This window comes from Microbacterium sp. 67-17 (assembly GCF_001898325.1).
In the GTDB taxonomy this organism is placed as follows: domain Bacteria; phylum Actinomycetota; class Actinomycetes; order Actinomycetales; family Microbacteriaceae; genus Microbacterium; species Microbacterium schleiferi.
In genome coordinates this window covers 116,116-136,820 of record NZ_MKTR01000006.1, presented here as the reverse complement: position 1 = coordinate 136,820, position 20,705 = coordinate 116,116, and the positions used below count along the sequence as shown (strand labels likewise).

Genomic DNA, 20,705 nt, shown 5'->3' with positions numbered 1-20,705 from the left:
GAGCACGCGGGACAGATCTGACACACTGTCGCTCATGCGCTTTTCACCCCTCGTCGCCGCTGTCAGTGCCGCGCTCGTCGTCGCCGCGCTCACCGGATGCACCGCGCCGACTCCGGATGCCTCAGCGACTCCGGATGCCTCAGCAACTGCCACGAGCACCGAGGCCGCCCTGATCGAGACGACGGTGCAGAACTTCATCGCCACGCAGCCAGTCCGGGCCGCGATCGTCAAAGTCAGCCGCGACGGACAGACGATCTTTCGTGAAGCATTCGGGGAGTCGATCACCGGGGTACCCGCAACACCCGAGATGCACTTCCGCAACGGCGCCGTAGCGATCAGCTACGTCGCGATGGTGCTTCTCCAGCTTGCCGATGAAGGAGTGCTCCATCTTGATGATCGCCTCTCGGTGTGGGAGCCCGAGATCCCGCATGCCGACGAGGTGACCCTGCTGCAGCTAGCGCAGATGACCTCCGGCATCCAGGACTTCGTCCCCAATCCCGCGTTCGTCGAGGGCAGCTACAGCGACCCGTACCGCATGTGGACCGCCGACGAGCTCATCGCCTTTGGCGCCGATCAGCCCCTGTGGTTTGAGCCCGGCACGAACTGGGGGTACTCCCACACCGGGTACGTCATCCTCGGCAAGGCGCTGGAAGCTGCGACCGGCACGCCCCTGGATCAGCTCATCCAGCAGCGCATCCTTGATCCGCTGGGCCTGACCGGCACTCACGCGAGCCTCACCGGCGAGATTCCCGAGCCCGCCCTGCACGCCTTCACCTCGGAGCGGCGCCCGTTCTTCGACATCACCGATGGTCGGGTCTTCACCGAAGAGAGCACCTACTGGAACCCGTCGTGGACGCTCCCCCACGGCGCCGTCCAGACCTCGACGATCGACGACCTCGACACCACGATCCGTGCCATCGGCACCGGTGAGCTCCTCTCCCCCGAAGCCCATGACGCCATGACCTCCACGGAGCTGCGCGGATTTGGCTCACCGGTCGACGGGTGCCCGTCCTGCTTCACCCAGATCGAGCCGTACACCTACGGCATCGGTCTGGTCACCTCTGGGGACTGGATCCTGCAAAACCCGCTCTTCAGCGGGTATGCCGCGGTGGCCGCGTACCTCGCCGACGAGGACCTCTCGATCTCGGTGGCCGTCACGTTCTTGCCCGAGGCTTTCGACGCCGAAGGTCTCTACCCGAACCTGGCCGACAGCCTCTTCCGCGAGCTGGGTGGCGTGCTCGCCGCCGAGCAGGCCCCGCCCACCCACCACTCCACCCACCACTGAGGGGCAGCCTCCCCTACGGAAGGATGCCCCGCACCGTCTTAGCGGCGGTGAGTGCGGTAGTACTCCAGCAGAGCCTGGGTGGAAGCATCCTGCGCCGCGACAGCGGCAGCGTCACCCTCGATAGCCGGAGCGATCTGCAAAGCCAACTGCTTGCCGAGCTCGACTCCCCACTGGTCGAAGGAGTTGATGCCCCAGATCGTCCCCTGCGTGAACACGATGTGCTCGTACAGCGCGATGAGCTGACCGAGCGCCGACGGAGTGAGTGCGGGCGCGAAGATCGACGTGGTGGGGCGGTTGCCCGGGAAGGTGCGCGCGGCCACGAGCGCCCCGGTTGACCCTTCGGCCTCGACCTCCTCGGCGGTCTTGCCAAACGCCAGCGCCTTGGTCTGGGCGAGGAAGTTCGCCAGGAACAGTCCGTGCACGTCACGGCCGCCATCCTCGAGCGGGTAGGCGGGGTTGACGAAGGCGATGAAATCGGCAGGGATCAACCGGGTGCCCTGATGGATGAGCTGATAGAACGCGTGCTGCCCGTTCGTGCCGGGCTCACCCCAGAACACTTCACCGGTGTCGGTCACAACCGGCGAACCGTCCCAGCGGACGCGCTTGCCATTGGATTCCATCGTGAGCTGCTGCAGATATGCCGGGAACCGGTGCAGCTGCTGCGCGTACGGCAGCACCGCGTGGGTCTGTGCGCCGAGGAAGTTCGTGTACCAGACGTTGAGCAGGCCCATGAGCACCGGCACATTCCGCTCGAGCGGGGTCGTCGCAACGTGCACATCGACGGCGTGGAATCCGGCGAGCAGGTCACGGAAGGCATCCGGACCGAGCGCAATGGTGAGCGAGAGCCCGATCGCCGAATCGACCGAATAGCGGCCGCCCACCCAGTCCCAGAAGCCGAATGCGTTGTCGGTGTCGATGCCGAACGCGGCGACCTTGTCGAGCGCGGTCGAGACAGCCGCAAAGTGGTGAGCGACGGCACCAGTCTTGGCGGCTTCCGTCCCGTCGATGGCACCGGATGCCGTGAGCCCAGCCCACAGCCAGTCTCGCGCAAGCCGGGCATTGGTGAGGGTCTCGAGCGTCGTAAAGGTCTTCGAGGCGACGATAAACAGCGTCGTCTCGGGGTCGAGGTCCGCGGTCTTCTGCGCCATGTCGGTCGGGTCGATGTTCGAGACGAACCGCGCCTCGATCCCGGCGTTCGCATAGGGCCGCAGGGCCTCGTAGACCATGACGGGGCCGAGGTCCGACCCGCCGATGCCGATGTTGACGACGTGCGTGACCTTCTTGCCGGTCACGCCGAGCCACTCCCCCGACCGCACCCGGTTGGCGAAGGCATCCATCGCATCAAGCACCGCGTGCACATCGGTGTCGACATCCTGGCCGTCGACGACGAGCGCGGGGCTCTCCCCTGCCGGGCGACGCAGCGCCGTGTGCAGCACCGCGCGGTCCTCGGAGGTATTCAGGTGCACGCCAGCGAGCATCTGCGCGAAACGCTCCTGCACCCCGGTCTGCTCAGCCAGCTGCACGAGCGAGGCGAGGATCTCATCGGTGACGAGGTTCTTCGACAGGTCGACGTGCAGGTCGGCAAGCGGATGACTCATCCGCTCGACCCGGCCGGGGTCGGCGGCGAACCAGGCACGCAGATCCGGGGCGAACCCGGATGCGGCGTCGGTGAGGGCGGACCAGGCAGGCGTGGTTGTCGGATCGACGGGTGCGTTCACTCGTCACACGCTACCGAACCGCAGCACCCACGTCAGGAGCGGCAGCCGTGAGTTAGCCCCGCGCCGCGCATCCATTACCCGAGCGCGTCAAGGAAGCCGTTCGTGTACGACAGCGAGGCGGTGCCGCTGGTCACCGAGTTGCAGGTGATCGAGACCCACGGGGTCGGCGGCGAACAGGGCACGTCTCGATCGAGGGACCAGAAGTGGATGCCGGCGAGCCCTGAGGTCTTCGCGTAAGCGGCGACGGTCTGAACATCCGCGAGGGTGAAGATCTCATCGCGCACGTCGTTCATCCCGATCATCGGGGTCAGCTCGATCCTGTTCGCCGGGATCGCATAGGTGTGTTGGAGATTCTTTGTCGCCTGGATCGCCGAGGCTCCCATGTCACATAGTCCGCCGCGGACAACGCACACGCCCGAACCCGCGGCGCCGTAATCCATCACCATGAGGTTGACGGTGTAGTTGCGCAGTCCCGATGCCAGAATCGCGCGCACTGTCGTGTCGCCGGTCGCGTTGAGGCCGCCGTAACTGCCGTCGCTGGCGGCGAGAGTTGCGAGGGTGAACGAGAACCGCAGGTCCGGGTAGGCCTGCTGGACGCCGACAGCAGACGCAACAAGATCACGGATGTCGGCCGCAGACTGCCCGGATTCGATATCGAAGTCGATGCCGATCAAGTGATCTGACGCGTACCTCTCGATGAACGTGGTCATTCCCGCAGCCGAGGAGCAGTGGAAGGCTCCCGCCGCCCCTCCCGTGGAAACGATGTAGTCGACGCCTGCCACCTCAAGCGCGGGAATGTTGGCGTCGGCGAAAGCCTGGGCAGCGACACCACCCCAGTTCTCGCTCCCGCATGTTCCGGTCGCGAAAGCCAAGGTGACGGCATCCAGATCTGTGGTGCTGCTGCCGAGCAGCCCGCCGGCACCCACGAGCGGCCGGGATGAGCCGCCGACGGCGGTTCCCATCGCGTAGGTATTCCAGTTCATGCCGACGGTGACGTCCTTGTACGGGCTGAAGACGAACTCCGGCGGGAGTCCCGGGGTTCCCGAAGGGCTCGGCGTCGGCGTTGGTGAGGGCGTAGCGGTGCGCGTCGGCGTGGGCGTGGGTGTCGGAGTCAGCGTTGGCGTAGCGGTCGGAGTGGGGGTGGGCGTCGCACCGCACGAACCGAGCGACGTCCACGGCTGGCCCGTCCCGGTGACGCCGTTGTGCGTAGTCGGGTCATCACCGCGCGTCCACCAATTCGCTCGATAAAGGATGCCGCTGCGCGTTGCCGTGTTTCCTGCGACGTAGATCGTCCCTGCGCTCCAGGTTGCAACTGTGCAGGAAGCTGTCGGCGTCGGGCTCGGGGATGGGGTCGTCGGAGCGGGGGTTACCGTCGGTGTGGGGGTTACCGTCGGTGTGGGGGTTACCGTCGGTGTGGGGGTTACCGTCGGTGCGGGTGGCACGGCACCGCACGCGCCCAGGGAGGTCCACGGCTGGCCTGTTCCCGTGACGCCGTTGTGGGTGACCGGGTCATCCCCTCGCGTCCACCAGTTCGCGCGGTACTGGATGCCGTTCTTGCTGGCCGTGTCACCCCCGACGTACGTGGCCCTCGACGACCACGTGGGAGCGCAGGAGACGGCATCCGATCGTGTCGCCGGGACGAGTGCCAGCCAGACCCCCAGCACCATCCCCGCGGCGGCGAGAATCGCAAGTCCCGGGCGGGCGAATCGAACGATCATGGGGTCCTCTCGGGTGCGGACGCTGATGCAGAGATGAATGTCGCGAGCCACACGCTATCGACGGCGCATCGGGGTAGACATCGACGACACGATGAGAATCTCCTCACGTTGTAGCGGTGCGAGGATGGACCCATGACCCGCATCGGAACCAGCGACCTCGACGTCTTCCCCCTCTGCCTCGGTGGCAACGTTTTCGGCTGGACAGCGGACCGCGATGAGAGCTTCGCGATCCTCGACGCCTTCACCGACGGAGGCGGCGACTTCGTCGATACCGCCGATGGATACAGCGCGTGGGTTCCGGGCAACACCGGCGGCGACAGCGAACGGATCATCGGCGCCTGGCTCGCCGCCCGTCCATCCGCACAGCTGACCATCGCAACCAAGGTCAGCCGCCACCCCGACTTCCCGGGCCTGAAGAACATCCGCGGTGCCGCCGAGGCGTCGCTGGAGCGCCTCGGCATCGACACCATCGACCTGTACTACGCGCACTACGACGATCCCGAGGTTCCACTCGCCGAAGCTGTAGCCGCCTTCGGCAAGCTCGTCGATGACGGCCTTGTTCGCACGATCGGGCTGTCGAACTTCACGCCCGAACGCATCCGCGAATGGATGCTGACCGCAGCCGACCTCGGCGTTGCTCGGCCCGTCGCTCTGCAGCCTCACTACAACCTCGTGCACCGCTTCGAGGTCGAGAGCGAGCTGGCTCCGATCGCCGACGAGTTCGAGCTCGGCATCCTGCCGTACTACGCCCTCGCCAGCGGTTTCCTCACGGGCAAGTACCGGTCACCGGATGCCGAGGACGGCGCGTCACCTCGCGCCAAGGGAGCCGCGAAGTACGCGACGCCACAGGGGCTGCAGGTCCTGCACGTCTTGGAGCGGATCGCCGCGGCCCACGCGAGCACGATGGCGGCGGTGTCGCTGGCGTGGCTGCGCGAACAGCCGCACGTTGTCGCCCCGATCGCGAGCGCCTCGCGCGTCGAGCAGGTAGCCGACCTCCTCGCCAGCGCGACGCTGCAGCTCACCGACGACGAGCTCGACGAGCTCAGCGTCGTCTCGGAGTGGACCCCCACCGATATCTGAGCCGAGCTCTCAACGGTCTCAGGTCGCCTCTGCGCCTGAGCACCAAGCACGAGGGGTCGCAACACGCCGTGTCGCGCTGTGCGCGTGCGGCGTGTTGCGACCCCTCGTGTGAGACCTGGTTCCTTACTGGGCGGCGGGGCGCTGACCCGCGCCGCGCCCGCGTGAACCGCGGCGACGTCGGGCGGGCGCACCCTCGGCGCGCTGCGGGTTGCGCTCCGGCGCGGACCCCTGGTCGGCGGCGTGACGCGGGTTGTGAGCGTGGGCGGGCTTGGCCGTGTGCCCGGGCTTCGCTGCGCGTCCCTGCTGGGTACCGCGACCCGAGCCGCTGCGCTGTCCACTGCCGGACCGCTGGCCTCCGCTACCCGACCCGCTTGAACGGGCGGTGCGGGGCGATGACGCCGGCGCGGTGACGGGCAGCATCCGGTGCGCGGCGCGCGGTCCGACCAGCTCATCGACGGCTGCCGACGATGACTTCACAGACTCCGCCTCGACCTGGATGCCTGCCTTCTTGAGAAGCTGGGCGATCTCGCGGCGCTGCGCCTCGAGGCCCACCGTGACAACTGTTCCCTCGGCACCGGCACGTGCGGTACGCCCCGACCGGTGCAGGTAAGCCTTGTGCTCGACGGGAGGATCCACGTGCACGACGAGCTCGACCTGGTCGACATGTACGCCACGGGCTGCGACATCCGTCGCGACCAGCACCCGCACGCCGCCGTCCTCGGGTGCGGCCGAGAACGCGGCAAGGTTCCGGTCCCGGGCGTTCTGAGAGAGGTTTCCGTGCAGGTCGACAGCGGGGATGCCTGCAGCAGTGAGCTGCTTGGCAAGCTTCTTGGCCTGGTGCTTGGTGCGGGTGAAGAGGATGCGGCGCCCCTGGCCCGAAGCGAGCTCGCGAACGAGCGCGGTCTTCTCCTCGGTGCCCGGGATCAAGAACACGCGGTGAGTCATCTCCCCGGCGGGAACACTGGACTCGTCGACCTCGTGGCTGACGGGCGATGACAGGAACCGGCGAGCGAGCACATCGATGCCGCCGTCGAGAGTGGCACTGAACAGGAGGCGCTGACCATCGGCCGGCGTTGCAGCGAGGATGCGTGTGACGCCCGGGAGGAAGCCAAGGTCGGCCATGTGGTCGGCCTCGTCGAGCACGCTCACCTCGACGCGGTCGAGACGGACGACCTGCTGCTTCATGAGGTCTTCGAGGCGACCGGGGCAGGCCACGACAATGTCGACGCCGGCGCGCAACGCCTGCTCCTGCGGACGCTGGCTGACGCCACCGAAGATCGTCGTGACCCGCAGGCCGACGGCGTTTGCGAGCGGCTCGATCGTCGCGGCGATCTGCGTCGCAAGCTCCCGGGTGGGCGCCAAGACCAGGCCGCGCGGGCGACCGGAGGTCAGCGGGGTTGAGGATGCCGCGATACGCGCGACCAGCGGCAGCGCGAACGCGATCGTCTTGCCGCTGCCGGTGCGGCCGCGGCCGAGCACGTCGCGCCCGGCAAGGGAGTCGGGCAGCGTGTCGCGCTGGATCGGAAATGCCTCGGTCTTGCCCGAGGAGCTGAGCACCTCGGCGAGCACTGCGGGCACGCCAAGGTCAAGGAAAGTAGTCATGGGGATGCTTTCGTGATTGTCCGCGCACAGCTGCACAAGCCGCGTGAAGCGGCGAAGGGCTGTGGTGAGCGGAGGATTGGCGACGGCGCGGGTTCGCGCATCGGTTCGCCGTTCGAGAAGAGAGCCGGACCGTCAGGCCGGGATGCGTATCGACGACGCCGGCAGAGATCGAGAACGATGTCCGCCGTGAAAGACACTACCAGTGATACCTGGGAGCTCCGTCCGGACGGTGATCGCGCGCCGAGGGTCGGGGAGGCTCAGGCCCGACGGTACTCCGAAACCATGGGGCAGTCGAACGGGTCGCGGGCGGCCAGCCCGACCCTGTTGAGGTAGTCGATGACGATCGCGTACGAGCGCCAGAGCGAGGTCTCGGTGTAGGGAACGTCGTGGGTGGCGCAGTAGTCGCGCACGATCTCACGGGCCCGCGCCAGGTGCAGGCGCGACATGCTCGGGAACAGGTGGTGCTCGACCTGGTAGTTCAGGCCCCCCATGAGCCAGGTCGCCCACCAACCGCCGGCGACGTTCCGCGAGGTACGGACCTGCTTCGAGAAGAAGTCGAGCTTCGCGTCGGGCGCGATGATCGGCATCCCTTTGTGGTTCGGCGCGAACGACGCCCCCATGTACACCCCGAACACGGCAACCATGACTCCGAAGAACGCGAAGGCCATGCCCAGCGGCAGCAACAGGAAGATCGGCACCAGCACGATGCCAAAACGCAGGGTCAGGATGCCGAGCTCCGTCCATCGGCCCTTGACGGGCCCTCGCGAGAGCAGGTGTCGAAAGCTCAGTGCGTAGAGGTTCATGCCCTCGAGGGTCAGCAGGGGGAAGAAGAGCCACCCCTGCTTGCGGGTGATCATGCGCACGATGCCGCGCGATGCTGCGGCATCCGTCTCGAGGAACGAAATCGTGTCGACCTCGATGTCGGGGTCTTTGCCGACGCGGTTCGGGTTCGCGTGGTGGCGCGAGTGTTTGGAGTCCCACCACGAGTAGCTCATGCCGACGATCCCGCCGAGGACGCGGGCCAGCCGGTCGTTGGCCGGGCCGCTCGCGAGGATCTGGCGGTGCGCGGCCTCGTGCGCGAGGAAGGCGACCTGAGTGAACAGGATGCCGAACGCAGCAGCCATCAGCAGTTGCAGCCAGCTGTCGCCCAGAAGGATGAATCCCGTGATGGCACCGCCGAAGCCGAGGGCAATCGCCGCGCCGACCGCGGCATAGAACCACGGCGTGCGCTGCAACAGCCCGAGTTCACGAACGACCTGCGATACCTGTGTGTACGCACGCGCTACCGGGGGGAACTCAGCGGTCCCGGCGTAGGTCTGGCGAACCGGCCCGAGTCGGGCTGAGTCGGTCACGACGGGAGGGCGAGAAGATACAGAGGATGACGGCACAACGGCACCTGACTTCATTCGTGCGCCGCACGTCGTGCGCGCCGCGGGATGGATGCCAAGGGCAGTTGCCGTTCGCTATGCCCAACACTACGGAGGGCGATATGTCGGCATCCGAATACTCGCGTGTTCACGGCACATCGTCAGGCTGGAGCACGTCGCTGCTGCGACGGATCCTCCGCGAAAACAACGAACGCGCCGACTCCGGCTTCGGAGAGGCGCGTTCGCGAGGATTGTGTCAGAGTGCGCGGATGTTCGCCGCCTGCAGACCCTTGGGGCCCTGCTCGGTGTCGAACTCGACCTTCTGGGCTTCCTCGAGGCTGCGGTAGCCATTGCCGGCGATCGCGCTGAAGTGCGCGAACACATCGGCAGAGCCATCATCGGGGGCGATGAAGCCAAAGCCCTTCTCGGAGTTGAACCATTTGACGGTGCCGGTGGCCATATCGTCTTTTCCTTCTTATACCTCCGGGTCACAGTGCGCGACCCGCACGCCGGAAGCCGGCGCGGGACTCACACTACGGCACGGGACGCCTAAGCCGTAAGGATGTTGTGATCTCGTGACGAACTGTTCCACGAAAGGATGCCTGCGCAGACGATCGCCGCAGCGGCCGACCAGGCCTGTGGCCGGCAGGCCGCGGGGTACGGTGTCGGAACCGGAGACTGTGCCCGGGAGTCTCCCGCGTAGAGCTCCGGTACTCGATAGTCGAATCCCTCTGCAGCGTCGATGAGCTGCTGCGCGACCGCGAGTGCGTCCTCTCTCAACCCCGCTCGCGCCATCCCCCAGGCCGCTATCGCGGTGTCGTGCGCCCACACACTGCCACCGTGGTACGACAGCGGCCAGTACCCGGCAGCGTCGGTGGACATCGTGCGGATGCCGTAGCCGCTGGACAGCGTGTCGCCCCGCAACAGGTCGGCGACCACCATTTCGTCGCGCTGATCAAGGATGCCGGTGCCCAGCAGATGTCCGATGTTGCTCGTCAGCGTGTCGACCGGGTTCTTGTGTCGATCCAGGGCGATCGCCGGGTACCGGCCTTCGACAGTCTCAACCCAGTACGCTTCGGCGAAACGCTCCCGAAGCGCCTGCGCCCACCGCCGCAGCGCTGCCGGCTCTCCCGCGTCATCGGACTGCGCACCATCGAGGCTCTCGAGCAGATCCGCCCCGCCGAGCGCGGCTTCGTAGGCGTAACCCTGTACCTCGCACAGGGCGATGGGGCCTTCGGCCAGCCGCCCGTCGCGCCATTGGATCGAGTCACCGGAGTCCTTCCAGCCCTGGTTGGCAAGGCCGTGGCCGGAACGGTCGATGTAGTCGAGGAAACCGTCCCCGTCCGAGTCGCCTTCCTCGACCATCCAGCGCAGCGCTGCCCGCAGCGCAGGGATCAGGTCCCGCACCTGTGTCTCGGGCATTCCCGACCGCCACGCATCCACGAGCAGGCACACCCAGAGCGGCGTCGAATCGACGCTGCCGTAGTAGAGCGGGGGTAAGGCGACACCCTCGGCCGGCAGCTGCATTCCGGCGGAGCGGAGCTCATGCGGGATCTTCCCCGGTTCCTGGGCCGTCGCAGGATCGTGCCTATCTCCTTGCACCCCTGCCAGCACGCGCAGCGTCGACGCGGCGATCTGGGGGGCAACGGGCAGGGCGAACCTGGCCGCCCACAGCGAGTCCCGACCGAACAGGGTGAAAAACCAGGGTGCGCCGGCCGCGAAGAACTCGTCATCGGGAGACGCGGGAAGCGACATCCGCAGCGCGTCGAGATCGCTGAGCGCCGCTGCCACCCACCTCTGCAGGCGAGGGTCGGCGACGTCGGCCGCAACGGTGGGCGCGTCCCACGGCGCCGCCGATACCGCGCCGCGCACGACGAGGGTTGGATCTGTGATCTCGACCCGGATACCTCGCTCGACGATCGCACCCGGCTCGAGCTCGATCGACCAGGTCACCCGGATGACTCCGTCCAGCGCATCCACTGCCGCGTCAGGCGCCTCCACCGTCACCGTTCCCGAGCCCGCGGTGACCCGCATCCGTTCGGCTGACACCTCTTCGATCGTGAAAGCCTGCGCCACGGGCGCTCCGGCCTTCACGTCGTGAAGCGATGAGAACTCGGGATGGATCTCGACCCGAAGAGTCACACGGATCGCGTGGGCGACATGGGAGTGCACCGTGAACGTCTCGGCCACGGATCCATCGCCGACTCGACGATCACGCAGAATTCGCACCTTGGGGTCTGGCATCGGATCGTCGACCCCGCGTGCGAGCAGCCCGAAGACGACATGGTCGGCGCCGTGCGGGACCGTGGAGATCGTCTCCAGCGTCGATTCGTCGCAGGTGAGGGTCAGCGAGCGAATGACGCGTACGTCACCGTGGAACACGCCGTCGATCGCAGCGTCTCCGATGTCGCCATCGCGACCACCCCAGACTTGCGTCGGGGCGCGGAGGACGATGACGGCGTCACTGAGCAGCGGTTGGCGGGGCGGATGGGGGGCGTCGGTCATTCCTTGACGGCTCCTTCACTGGTGTTCATGATGCGGCGTTGGAAGATGAAGAAGATCACCGCGACGGGCACCGTCATGATGGCCGCTGCTGCGAGCTTGATCGGGTACTGCGAGCCTTGGCTGAGCTGCCCGCTGGCCAGCGATGCGACGCCCTTGGTGAGGGTCGTGAGTTCGGGCGACTGCGTCGAGACGATGAAGTGGCTCAGCTCATTCCACGAGCCTTGGAACGACAGGATGATGATCGTGATCAGCGCGGGGCGAGCCATGGGCAGCACGACTGACCAGAAGATCCGGAACGTCCCGGCACCGTCCACACGCGCTTGCTCTTCGACGGCCACCGGGATCGACTCGAAGAAGTTCTTCATGATGAAGACCCCGGCGGCATCAACCAGCAGCGGCAGGATCATGCCCGTGTACGAGTCGTAGATGCCTAGCTGGTTGATCACGAGGAACTTGGGGATGAGCAGCACGACGGCCGGCACCGCCATCACCCCGATGAGGAGGGCGAACACGACGCCTCTCCCCCGGAACCGCAATCGCGCGAGCGCGTACCCGGCCAGCGAGTCGAAGAACACGCGCCCGAGGGTCACGCTGATGGTGACGACCACCGAGTTGGCGAACCACAGCGGGAACGCCGACTCGAGGAAAAGTCGCTGGTAAGCGGCCCACGTGAAGGGGGCAGGGATGAGGCCGACCGGATCTGCGGCGGCACCCGCATCCGTCTTGAACGACGTGGCGACCTGCACCAGGAACGGATAGATGTAGATGATCGCGAGCACGACGAGCACGGCATACAGCGCGATCTGCCACGTCAGAACCCGACCCCGGAGGCGTCGTCGCCCAGGGGGACGCACCGTCGCGGCCATCGTGGGAGACGACACGGATGCCGCACGGGCCGGCGTTGCAGCGCTCATCGTCCCGCCTCCGCCGAGCTCGAAGCCACGATCGCGGGATTGACCTGGTACTGGCGGATGCGCCGGCGCGAGACCTTGCGCTCCCGCAACACCCACCGCTGCAGAACAGTGAAAGCGACGATGATGACGAAGAGGATGAACGCGATCGCCGCGCCCTCGCCCCACTGCTGGGAGATGAACGCTGACTGGTAGCTCAGGAACGCGGGGGTGAGTGTCGTCTTGCCGGGGGCGCCCTGCGTCCCGGTGTAGATCTGATCGAACACCTGCCAGCACCCGATGAGACCGAGCGTGACGACGGTGAACACGACGGGACGAAGCTGCGGCAGCGTGACGTACCAGAATCGCTGCCACGCGTTGGCGCCGTCGATCATGGCGGCCTCCTGGATGTCGGGACTGACGTTTTGCAGTCCCGCGAGAAAGAGCAGCATGAACGTGCCGCTCGTCGTGAAGATCGCCATGAAGATGAAGGCGCTCATCGCGACAGATGGGCCCGCGAGCCAGTCCCAGAAGGACAGTCCGAGGAACGAATTTGCCGTCAACGTCTCCGGGCCGCTCTGGATGCCGAAAGAGGCGAGTGCGTTATGAATGACCCCGCTCGGGTCGTTGAACCAGTTGGGCCCGTTGATGCCGATCCACGACAGGACGTCGTTGACCACCCCGGATGTCGAGAACAGGAAGAGCCAGAGGACCGTGATCGCGACCGAACTCGTGACGGAGGGGAAGTAGAAGGCCGTGCGGAAGAATCCACGGCCCCTCAGAATCGCCCGGTTCACGAGTAGAGCAAGCACGAGTGAGAGCGCCGTCTGCAGGGGCACGACCAGCAGGACGTACCAGGCATTGTTTCGCAGAGAAATGCCGAAGTCGCGTTCTGCAAGCCCTCCCCCTGTGGTCACTGCCGCGTAGTTGTCCAGCCCCACAAAGGAGACATCGGACGACAGCGGACTCCCTCGACCGCTCCAGTCCGAGAACGACACCCACAGGGCCATGAGCACGGGAACGAGCAGGAACACGCCGAGGATGATGAGGGCCGGAGCGGTGAAGAGCCAGCCGGCCGCGGCCTCGCCGCGCCGAATCCCCTTTCCGGAGGATCCGGCGCGGCGAGCCGGGGGTGCGGTGACGCTCATGGATCAGCCGAGCGTCGCCTCGAGGTTGGACTGCACCGAATCGAGGATCGTCTGCGAGTCGCCCGATGAGAGCCCCTCGAGCTGCGCATTGAAGTCCGCGATCACGTCACTGGCTCCCTGCTGGTTCGGCGGGAACTGGGCATAGTCAGCCCCATCGAGGAAGGCAACCAGTTCGGGGTTGTCGCTGCGCCACTGATCTGCGGCCGACTGGATCGAGGGCATCGGGCCGAACGCCGCTGAGAACGCGAGCTGCTGTTCGGTGCTGGTGAGGTACTCCACGAGGCTCAGTGCTGCTTGCTGGTTCGGGCTGTCTGCGGCCATTCCCCAGCAGTTCGTGAACTGCAACGTGCCCTGACCGCCCGGGCCGGCGGGAAGCTGAGCGACGACATAGTCGACATCCGGGTAGTCGTTCGACATGGCGCCGGTGATCCAGTTGCCCTCGATGACCATGGCGGCCTTCTGGGTGCCGAACGCCTCGCCGCCCCATCCGGTGCCGATGTCGGCGGCGTACGCGAACGTGCCGTCATCCAGGTGGCCCTTCACGTAGTCGAGGGCTTCGACGTTCTCAGGACTGTCGGCGACCGCCTGGCCGTCTTCGACGAGTCCGCCGCCTGCCTGGGCCATGAAGGTGCCGATGCGCTGATACTCGGCGCCGAAGGCGAGACCGACATGATCTGCGGTGGTCAGCTGCGCTGCGACCGCGTCGAGTTCTTCCCACGTAGTCGGGATGTCGGCATCCGTGAGACCCGCTTCTTCCCACATCGCCGTGTTGATGATCAGCGCGAGTGTCGAGAAGTCTTTGGGTGCGCAGTAGAACGTGTCGTCCACGGTGAAGTTCTCGACGAGCGACGGGTAGAAGTCATCCTTGTTGGCCAACATGTCACCGTAGGCCTGGAGGGATCCGTTCGCGGCGAAACCCGCGATCGCGTCGGTCGACAGGTAAAAGAGGTCAGCGGGTGTGCCCGCCGCAAAACCCTGTGAGAGCTGCTGGGCGAGGTCGTTGGCCACCTGCACGGATGCCTCGATCCCCGAGTCCGCCGACCACGCTGCGACAGCCTCTTCGACAGCGGTGGTCTCGGCGTCTCCAGAGGAACCGATGAGAACTGTGATCCCGTCCTCCGAGCTGGTCAGTTCACCGTCGGCGGTTCCGCCGCCGTCGGAGAATCCCGACCCGCAGGCCGAGAGGGTGAGAGCCGCAACGACGCCGAGCGCTCCTGCGCCGACCGCCGTTCGGATGTGGTGTCGTGCCATGTGCGTGTCTCCTTCGATGAACCGGCTTCCGTGCCGGATGTGACGCAAAGGGTTCGGCAGAATCGTCTCGCTCGGGAAATTTGAACGATCAAACTTCTGCTTACGCCCTACGTTAGGAACACCGTCGCCGCCGTGTCAAGGCCGCGCGCGGCGCGGGTACGATTCAGATCGCCGAGGAGGTGCGATGAAAGCCCCGACCGTCGAAGACGTCGCGCGTGTCGCCGGCGTCTCCCGACAAACCGTGTCGAACGTCATCAACACGCCCGCGATCGTTCGCGAGTCGACGCGCGAGCGCGTCGAAGACGCGATCACCCAGCTCGGGTATCGTCCGCACGCGGCAGCGCGCTCATTGCGAACACGCCGAAGCTCGACAATCGGCATCCACCTCGACCCCTACGTCGGGGGCATCTCGGGAGTCGTGCTCGACCGCTTCGTGCATGCCCTCACTGAACGCGCCGACGAACGAGGAATGCGCATCCTGCTGTATGCCGCGCGTTCAGCGCCTGACGAGATCTCGCGGATGAGCGAGCTGCTCGATGGCGGTGAGATCGACGCAATCGTGCTCAGCGGCACATTCCACGACGACCCGCGAACCGCGTGGCTCTCGGACAGGGACGTACCCTTCGTGGCGTTCGGCCGACCCTGGGCCGACGACGACGATACTGCACCGCACCGGTGGGTCGACGTCGACGGCGCCGCGGGGACTCGTCAGGCAACCGCGCACGCGCAGCACCGCGCAGGCCGGCAGATCGGGTTTCTCGGATGGCCATCGGGCTCAGGCACCGGTGACGACCGCGAACGGGGCTGGCTCGAGTCGCTGGGCGACGCTCGCGGGCCCCGGATCGTGGCCGAAGATCGGGTCACTGCTGCCCGAACAGCCGCGTCGGACGCGCTGGAGCGCCACCCCGACCTTTCAGCGTTGGTATGCGCGAGCGACACCCTTGCCATCGGCGCCCACCTTGCGGCCATCGATTCCGGGCGCCCCGACCTCGTGGTCTACGGCTTCGACAACACTCCAGCTGCCGAAGCGCTGGAGATCAGCAGCGTCGAACAGCGCCCCGAGCACGTCGCGGATGCCACGCTGCAGCTGCTGATGGGCGACGGCGGCTCCGTTGTCATGGAACTGCCTCCCGCGTTCGAGCGTCACATGCTCATCGAGCCTTCGCTCGTCGTGCGAGGCGCCGCCGCGGGCGGATAGCCGGGGCGAGCGAATCAGCCCGAGACCAGCGACGCAGCGCCGTGGCGGGTGCACCGGGCGGATGCCGCATCCGCGCATCCCTCACACTGCACAACGCGCACCCGACAGTCCGCATCGCCACAGTTGACCATGCGCGAGGTCGCCGCACCGCAGACCGTGCATGCTCCGATCGTCGCGGCGTCCGTCCCGAACGTGACTGACTCCCGCCCGTCGAAAACGTAGAGCGCACCCTCCCAGAGCCCCGTATTCCCGAAGCTCTCGCCGTAGCGCACGATTCCGCCATCCATCTGGTACACCTCTGAGAACCCGCGCGAGACCATGAGGCTGGAGAGCACTTCGCAGCGGATGCCACCCGTGCAGTACGTCACGACGGGCTTGTCTTTGAGGTGGTCGTACCTGCCCGAGTCCAGTTCCGCGACGAAGTCGCGCGTCGTGGCGACATCCGGTACGACGGCGTTCTTGAAGCGCCCGATCTCTGCCTCAAACGCGTTGCGACCGTCGAAGAAGACGACGTCGTCGCCGCGTTCCTGGACGAGCTTGTGCACGGCACCCGGAGACAGGTGGGTGCCACCACCGACGACGCCCGCCGTGTCGACGCGCAACTCATCGGGGGCACCGAAGCTCACGATCTCGTCGCGCACCTTCACCGACAGACGCGGAAAGTCCAGGCTCTGCCCAGTGGCGTCGAGCCCGCTCCCCTCCGACCATTTGAAGTCGATGTCGCCGAAGCCGGGGTGCTCGCGGGTCTTGCGCCAGTACGTCTTCATGGCGTCGAGTTCACCACCGACAGTGGCATTGATCCCGTCCTTCGAGATCAGGATGCGTCCGCGAAGCCCGAGCAACTCGCACAGGTCCCGCTGCCACAGCCGCACCGCGTTCGGGTCGGTGATCGGCGTGAACCGGTAGAAGAGAAGAATCTTCGAGAGTGCCACCGCACAAGGTTAGCTCGCCAACAGTGCACAGCCAGGCAGACTGGAGGCATGAGCACAGCCCCGGAACCCGACCGCCCCTCCCCCGTGCTGCCCGCGCCCCGCACCGTCGCGATCGCCCTCGCGACCGACGTCGTGCTCGTGATCATCTTTGCGGCGATCGGGCGTGCGAGCCACGGCGAAGAGGTCATCGGCCCCGACGGTCTCGGCCTCGCGCAGACCACCTGGCCCTTCCTCGTTGCGCTTCTTGTCGGCTGGCTCACGATGCGGCTCTGGCGCTTTCCGCTGGCAGTCCTGAACGCTGGGGTCGCCGTCTGGCTCTATACGGTGATCGGGGGCATGCTCCTGCGCGCCATCAGCGGCCAGGGTGTGCAGACCGCGTTCGTGATCGTGGCCTCGATCGTGCTGGCGGTCTTCCTCGTCGGGTGGCGCGCCATCGCGGCGATCATCAGGCGTCGCGCGTCGCGCTCGGCTCCGCCTGAGGTGACTCCAGACCACGCGGAGTAGGGCTGACGCGCACCCTCATTCCCGCCAGCGCTGCCCCGAGGCTGCGCGTCGTCGGCGCGAGCCACACGAAGATGATCTGCACCCCGATCAGTCCGAGAGCGACCCACCCACCGAACTCGGGAATCACGTTCAGGGCGATGATCACGCCGCCGAGTCCGCCAACCGCTCGCACCAGGCGCGACACGAGCATCGGCCGCCATCCGCCTTCTACCCGGATGAGAACGGCACGCTCACCCCAGGTCGCTCCCGTCACGAGAATCGGGGCGAGGTACAGCGCTGACGAGACGACGATCCCGAGCGCCGTCTCCCACGGATCGGTCTGCCGCCCCATCGACAATGCGAGCACCCCGACGACGGCTCCGACACCGATGGCGACGGTGACGTAGAGCACGAGATCGGCGCAGGCTGCCAGCATCCGTCGCCCGGCAGTCACGGGACCCGACGCTCGATCTGATGCGGGCGCGGCGGATGCCGAAACTCGCGACCCACGGCGGACGATCAGCAGAGCCAGCAGCGAACCGAGAACCGCACCGAGCGTGTTGTGAAGAAGATCCGCAACCGAGAACAGGCGGTAAGAGCACGGATAGATGCCCCACAGGCCGGTGAGCTGTGTCACCTCGACGGCCAGCGAGAGCGCGAACCCGGCCAGCATCGCACGCACGACACCCCATCCGAACATGACGCGCAGCAAGAAGCCGATCGGGAGGAAGAACAGGACGTTCAGCAGTGCGACCTGGAGCGCAGCGTTGGCGATGAGGCTCGAACCTGCCTCCTGGATGCGGATGATGTCTTTCAGGTCGTACAGGATGTCGAGATTCGGCGTCGTGCACCGGTAGTAGTCGGTGGGAAGGGGCGCGGGAAAGATCGTGTAGGACCAGAGGGCCAAAAACGCGATGAGCAGGGCAATCCACAGCAGAGTCCGCGCAAACGTGACGCGGCCGCGAACACGAAAACTCGCGGCAAGGAACGGAACGAACAGCGCGACCGAGAGAACCAAGCCGACGATGACAGCGACGATGCCGGGGCGAGGCGATGCACGACCGCTATTCTCCCGCCCCGGAAGGCGCGACTGCGTCACACTGATGCTTCGGCGATGGGCCGGGCGCTCGCAATCGCTGGTTGACTGGGGGCATGGCGGATGTCGCGATGTTCCCGCTCGGCACGGTGCTGTTCCCCCACACCCCGCTCGCGCTGCGGATCTTCGAGCAGCGCTACCTCATGATGCTCGGCCGTGTCCTCGACGACGACGAGCCGTCGTTCGGCGTGGTGCTCATCGAACGGGGTAGTGAGGCGGGCGGCGGCGACCAGCGGTTCTCCGTCGGCACGATGGCCCGGATCCTGCAGGTGGACCCGCGCGCCGACGATGTGCACATCATCGCCGTGGGTGGAACCCGGGTTGCGGTAGACCGATGGCTCGAGGATGACCCGTACCCCGCGGCATCCGTGACCCCGCTGCCGGAGTTCGAGTGGAATGACGAGCTCACGCCGCTGCACGCGCAGGCCGAGCAGATCGTTCGTCGGGTGCTGGCCCGAGCTGCCGGGTTCAGTGACGTGCGCTGGGATCCGAACGTCGAGTTGTCTGAGGACCCGGTCGAGTCGGCGTGGCAGCTCGCCGCCATCACACCGCTGGGGCAAATGGATCAGTTGCGGCTCCTGCACGCGACCACGCTCGGTGGCCTGTTGCGCGACATCATCGATCTGACGCTCGATGCCGAGGTGCTCCTGACCGCCGGCCCCGAGACCGACGATGTCGGCGACATCGACGTCAGCGGCTACTAACTGAGCGGCAACCGAGTCGGCGACGCCGAACCTCCGTCGGGCTACCACCCTCCCGAACCGGGCACACCCTTGAAGGGACCGCGGATGTCGCTCGTGATCCACCCGCCGTAGAAGTTGCCGGGCTGCGGCGTGACGATCTCACCGTCTACCGTGCAGCGATCCATCGGGCCGGGATAGAGCGCTACGCGCCCGGCAAGATCCTCGAAGCCGCGGGAAGGCTCAGGATAAGTCCACCCGACGCGCGGCGCGATCCGCCCGTGCAGAGCAACATCGAAGTACGCCGCCTGTCCCTTGAACTCGCAGAACGATGTCCCTTCTCCGCGGCGCAGAACTCCGGGAGCGAACGCGTCAATCGGGAGATAGTAGGCGGGGGGATGGCTCGTCTCGAGCACACGGACGACATCCGTCGTGTCGACGATCACAGACCCGGCGAACTCGACGACGATGCGTCGATCGATGTGCTCCAGACGCGGTGGACGCGGGTAGTCCCACACCGACTCCTGGCCGGCGCCGACGGGTTCTGGTCTCGGTGGACGCATAGTGCCAGCGTACGGTCGCCGAGCCGGAAAACCTTCAGGTACGCGAAACGTCGTATGGCCGGATCCGGATCGCCCTCGTAGCGTCGAAGGCGGAGGGGAGCTTTGCTGCATCCGGGATCGTCGTGGGTCCCTCGCAGCGAGGCTCAGGAACTGCACCGGCGGCTCAGCCATCGATATCGGCATCCCAAGCCAGCGATGATCCGCCGGTGCAGTGTCCCAGGGGACTCCGTCGACGTCAGCGCGAGAGCAGCGGCTGACCGAGGATGCCTGCCGCCTCGGGATGGACGAGGCGCATGACCGTCGCAGCAACAGCGGCGCGGCTGGACACACCCAGTGTCGCGTGCACCGCTTCGAGGTGTTTGCGCACGGTTCCTGTGGAGATCTGCAGCGTGGTGGCAATCTGCGACGTCGCTGCACCGCTCGCGACCAAGAGAGCGATCTCGGCCTGCCGAGCGGTCAAGCCTGCCGATCGCAACGCCTGATGCGCACGTAGCTGCGCGTCATCGATCGTGAGTTTCTCCGGGCTCTCACCGAGCGGCGCCAATGGCTCCTGGCGAGCAAGCGGTGTGAGGTCTGCTTTCACCGCTCCCGGGGCATCCGCGAAGGGCCAGACAAGGTTTCCCTCTGCTCGACTGACCAGGCGATAGCTCGTCTCGAGCAACGGTGCGATCGTCGAGAGCATTGCGGCCTCCCTCCCCCCACAGGGGTGTGCGGCAGCGCAGTCGATCGAGATGACGATCGATGTGCCGTGAGAGGTGGGGAAGATCAAGACGATCTGGCGACGAACGCCGTTGGGCTCGTAGAAAGAGCGGTACAGCTCGGTGCGCGCAAACGAACTCTCTGCTCCATCGATGCTCCACGAGGTCGGCCCGACCCGTTCACCGGAGATGAACGTTCCGAACAGCGGATGCTGCCACGCGAACTTCTCGAACGCGGGTCCGTACTGCGCGATCCAGCCCGACGGAAACGGGGGTGCCGGTTCGGAGACCACGCGACGTCCCGTGACATCGATCTCGGTGCACGAAGCCCCCTGGCACGGGAACAGTCGGAAGAGCCCGGCGCTCACCCGCGCGGCATAGTCGCGTGTGTCATGTGAGCCGGCGACCGACTCGAGGACGTCGAGGATCGCCGCGTAGTCGGCCGCCTCGAGCTGCATCCGAACATTGTTACAGACAACGTCCGACAAGAC

General features: G+C 66.5%; 18 protein-coding genes. 5 read left to right on the top strand and 13 right to left on the bottom strand.

Annotation, left to right across the window (positions count from 1 at the left end):
• The first annotated feature begins 34 nt into the window (after positions 1-34).
• Positions 35-1,285, top strand: a complete 1,251-nt coding sequence (locus tag BGO47_RS02505; protein ID WP_292708224.1) for a serine hydrolase domain-containing protein — start codon at positions 35-37, stop codon at positions 1,283-1,285.
• Positions 1,286-1,323: 38 nt separating this feature from the next.
• On the opposite strand, the gene pgi is transcribed toward BGO47_RS02505, so the two are convergent.
• A complete protein-coding gene (gene pgi / locus BGO47_RS02500; protein WP_292708223.1) occupies positions 1,324-3,003 on the bottom strand; it encodes a glucose-6-phosphate isomerase in 1,680 nt (559 codons plus the stop codon).
• A 74-nt stretch (positions 3,004-3,077) separates the two neighbouring features.
• Entirely contained in the window at positions 3,078-4,721 is a 1,644-nt protein-coding gene (locus tag BGO47_RS02495; protein WP_292708222.1) for a carbohydrate-binding protein, read from the bottom strand.
• A 132-nt stretch (positions 4,722-4,853) separates the two neighbouring features.
• Between BGO47_RS02495 and BGO47_RS02490 the strand changes: the two genes are divergently transcribed.
• A complete protein-coding gene (locus BGO47_RS02490; protein ID WP_292708220.1) occupies positions 4,854-5,801 on the top strand; it encodes an aldo/keto reductase in 948 nt (315 codons plus the stop codon).
• A 123-nt stretch (positions 5,802-5,924) separates the two neighbouring features.
• Here BGO47_RS02490 and BGO47_RS02485 read toward each other — a convergent pair whose 3' ends face one another.
• The 7 genes from BGO47_RS02485 to BGO47_RS02455 all read right to left on the bottom strand — a co-directional run bounded on the left by BGO47_RS02485 (position 5,925) and on the right by BGO47_RS02455 (position 14,564).
• Positions 5,925-7,403: a DEAD/DEAH box helicase gene (locus BGO47_RS02485; RefSeq protein ID WP_292708218.1), complete on the bottom strand. Its 1,479-nt coding sequence runs from the start codon at positions 7,401-7,403 to the stop codon at positions 5,925-5,927.
• Between the two features lie 257 nt (positions 7,404-7,660).
• Positions 7,661-8,755: an acyl-CoA desaturase gene (locus BGO47_RS02480; protein WP_331791148.1), complete on the bottom strand. Its 1,095-nt coding sequence runs from the start codon at positions 8,753-8,755 to the stop codon at positions 7,661-7,663.
• A 271-nt stretch (positions 8,756-9,026) separates the two neighbouring features.
• Positions 9,027-9,230 (bottom strand): cold-shock protein, encoded by a 204-nt coding sequence (locus BGO47_RS02475; protein ID WP_292708214.1) that lies wholly within the window; start codon positions 9,228-9,230, stop codon positions 9,027-9,029.
• Between the two features lie 89 nt (positions 9,231-9,319).
• Complete coding sequence (locus BGO47_RS02470; RefSeq protein WP_292708212.1) at positions 9,320-11,275, bottom strand: glycogen debranching N-terminal domain-containing protein; 1,956 nt, start codon at positions 11,273-11,275, stop codon at positions 9,320-9,322.
• The gene (locus BGO47_RS02465) at positions 11,272-12,141 is read right to left on the bottom strand and encodes a carbohydrate ABC transporter permease (RefSeq protein WP_292708354.1); all 870 of its coding nucleotides are present in this window, start codon (positions 12,139-12,141) and stop codon (positions 11,272-11,274) included. Before BGO47_RS02465 ends, BGO47_RS02470 begins: the two co-directional genes overlap by 4 nt.
• A gap of 44 nt (positions 12,142-12,185) precedes the next feature.
• The gene (locus tag BGO47_RS02460) at positions 12,186-13,313 is read right to left on the bottom strand and encodes a sugar ABC transporter permease (protein WP_292708210.1); all 1,128 of its coding nucleotides are present in this window, start codon (positions 13,311-13,313) and stop codon (positions 12,186-12,188) included.
• A gap of 3 nt (positions 13,314-13,316) precedes the next feature.
• A complete protein-coding gene (locus BGO47_RS02455) occupies positions 13,317-14,564 on the bottom strand; it encodes an extracellular solute-binding protein (RefSeq protein ID WP_292708208.1) in 1,248 nt (415 codons plus the stop codon).
• Between the two features lie 184 nt (positions 14,565-14,748).
• On the opposite strand from BGO47_RS02455, the gene BGO47_RS02450 reads away from it, so the two are divergent.
• Entirely contained in the window at positions 14,749-15,762 is a 1,014-nt protein-coding gene (locus BGO47_RS02450; RefSeq protein WP_292708206.1) for a LacI family DNA-binding transcriptional regulator, read from the top strand.
• 14 nt (positions 15,763-15,776) lie between these two features.
• Here BGO47_RS02450 and BGO47_RS02445 read toward each other — a convergent pair whose 3' ends face one another.
• Entirely contained in the window at positions 15,777-16,694 is a 918-nt protein-coding gene (locus BGO47_RS02445) for a rhodanese-related sulfurtransferase (RefSeq protein ID WP_292708204.1), read from the bottom strand.
• Positions 16,695-16,742: 48 nt separating this feature from the next.
• Between BGO47_RS02445 and BGO47_RS02440 the strand changes: the two genes are divergently transcribed.
• The gene (locus BGO47_RS02440) at positions 16,743-17,198 is read left to right on the top strand and encodes a DUF3054 domain-containing protein (RefSeq protein ID WP_292708202.1); all 456 of its coding nucleotides are present in this window, start codon (positions 16,743-16,745) and stop codon (positions 17,196-17,198) included.
• Here the strand turns inward: BGO47_RS02440 and BGO47_RS02435 are convergent.
• Positions 17,140-18,276 carry a VanZ family protein gene (locus tag BGO47_RS02435; RefSeq protein ID WP_292708200.1) on the bottom strand — a complete coding sequence of 379 codons (1,137 nt, stop codon included), beginning with the start codon at positions 18,274-18,276 and terminating at the stop codon, positions 17,140-17,142. The genes BGO47_RS02440 and BGO47_RS02435 overlap by 59 nt on opposite strands.
• Positions 18,277-18,329: 53 nt before the next feature.
• Between BGO47_RS02435 and BGO47_RS02430 the strand changes: the two genes are divergently transcribed.
• Entirely contained in the window at positions 18,330-18,977 is a 648-nt protein-coding gene (locus BGO47_RS02430) for an LON peptidase substrate-binding domain-containing protein (RefSeq protein WP_292708199.1), read from the top strand.
• 41 nt (positions 18,978-19,018) lie between these two features.
• Here BGO47_RS02430 and BGO47_RS02425 read toward each other — a convergent pair whose 3' ends face one another.
• On the bottom strand, positions 19,019-19,516 hold the full coding sequence (locus tag BGO47_RS02425; RefSeq protein WP_292708198.1) for a DUF427 domain-containing protein: 498 nt from the start codon (positions 19,514-19,516) through the stop codon (positions 19,019-19,021).
• A 235-nt stretch (positions 19,517-19,751) separates the two neighbouring features.
• Positions 19,752-20,672: a helix-turn-helix transcriptional regulator gene (locus BGO47_RS02420; RefSeq protein WP_292708197.1), complete on the bottom strand. Its 921-nt coding sequence runs from the start codon at positions 20,670-20,672 to the stop codon at positions 19,752-19,754.
• Positions 20,673-20,705 lie beyond the last annotated feature (33 nt).

Coding starts and splice junctions, on each gene's coding strand:
- BGO47_RS02505 (WP_292708224.1), top strand. CDS start 35: ATGCGCTTTTCACCCCTCGTCGCCGCTGTCAGTGCCGCGCTCGTCGTC.
- BGO47_RS02495 (WP_292708222.1), bottom strand. CDS start 4,721: ATGATCGTTCGATTCGCCCGCCCGGGACTTGCGATTCTCGCCGCCGCG.
- BGO47_RS02490 (WP_292708220.1), top strand. CDS start 4,854: ATGACCCGCATCGGAACCAGCGACCTCGACGTCTTCCCCCTCTGCCTC.
- BGO47_RS02485 (WP_292708218.1), bottom strand. CDS start 7,403: ATGACTACTTTCCTTGACCTTGGCGTGCCCGCAGTGCTCGCCGAGGTG.
- BGO47_RS02475 (WP_292708214.1), bottom strand. CDS start 9,230: ATGGCCACCGGCACCGTCAAATGGTTCAACTCCGAGAAGGGCTTTGGC.
- BGO47_RS02470 (WP_292708212.1), bottom strand. CDS start 11,275: ATGACCGACGCCCCCCATCCGCCCCGCCAACCGCTGCTCAGTGACGCC.
- BGO47_RS02465 (WP_292708354.1), bottom strand. CDS start 12,141: ATGGCCGCGACGGTGCGTCCCCCTGGGCGACGACGCCTCCGGGGTCGG.
- BGO47_RS02460 (WP_292708210.1), bottom strand. CDS start 13,313: ATGAGCGTCACCGCACCCCCGGCTCGCCGCGCCGGATCCTCCGGAAAG.
- BGO47_RS02455 (WP_292708208.1), bottom strand. CDS start 14,564: ATGGCACGACACCACATCCGAACGGCGGTCGGCGCAGGAGCGCTCGGC.
- BGO47_RS02450 (WP_292708206.1), top strand. CDS start 14,749: ATGAAAGCCCCGACCGTCGAAGACGTCGCGCGTGTCGCCGGCGTCTCC.
- BGO47_RS02440 (WP_292708202.1), top strand. CDS start 16,743: ATGAGCACAGCCCCGGAACCCGACCGCCCCTCCCCCGTGCTGCCCGCG.
- BGO47_RS02430 (WP_292708199.1), top strand. CDS start 18,330: ATGGCGGATGTCGCGATGTTCCCGCTCGGCACGGTGCTGTTCCCCCAC.
- BGO47_RS02425 (WP_292708198.1), bottom strand. CDS start 19,516: ATGCGTCCACCGAGACCAGAACCCGTCGGCGCCGGCCAGGAGTCGGTG.
- BGO47_RS02420 (WP_292708197.1), bottom strand. CDS start 20,672: ATGCAGCTCGAGGCGGCCGACTACGCGGCGATCCTCGACGTCCTCGAG.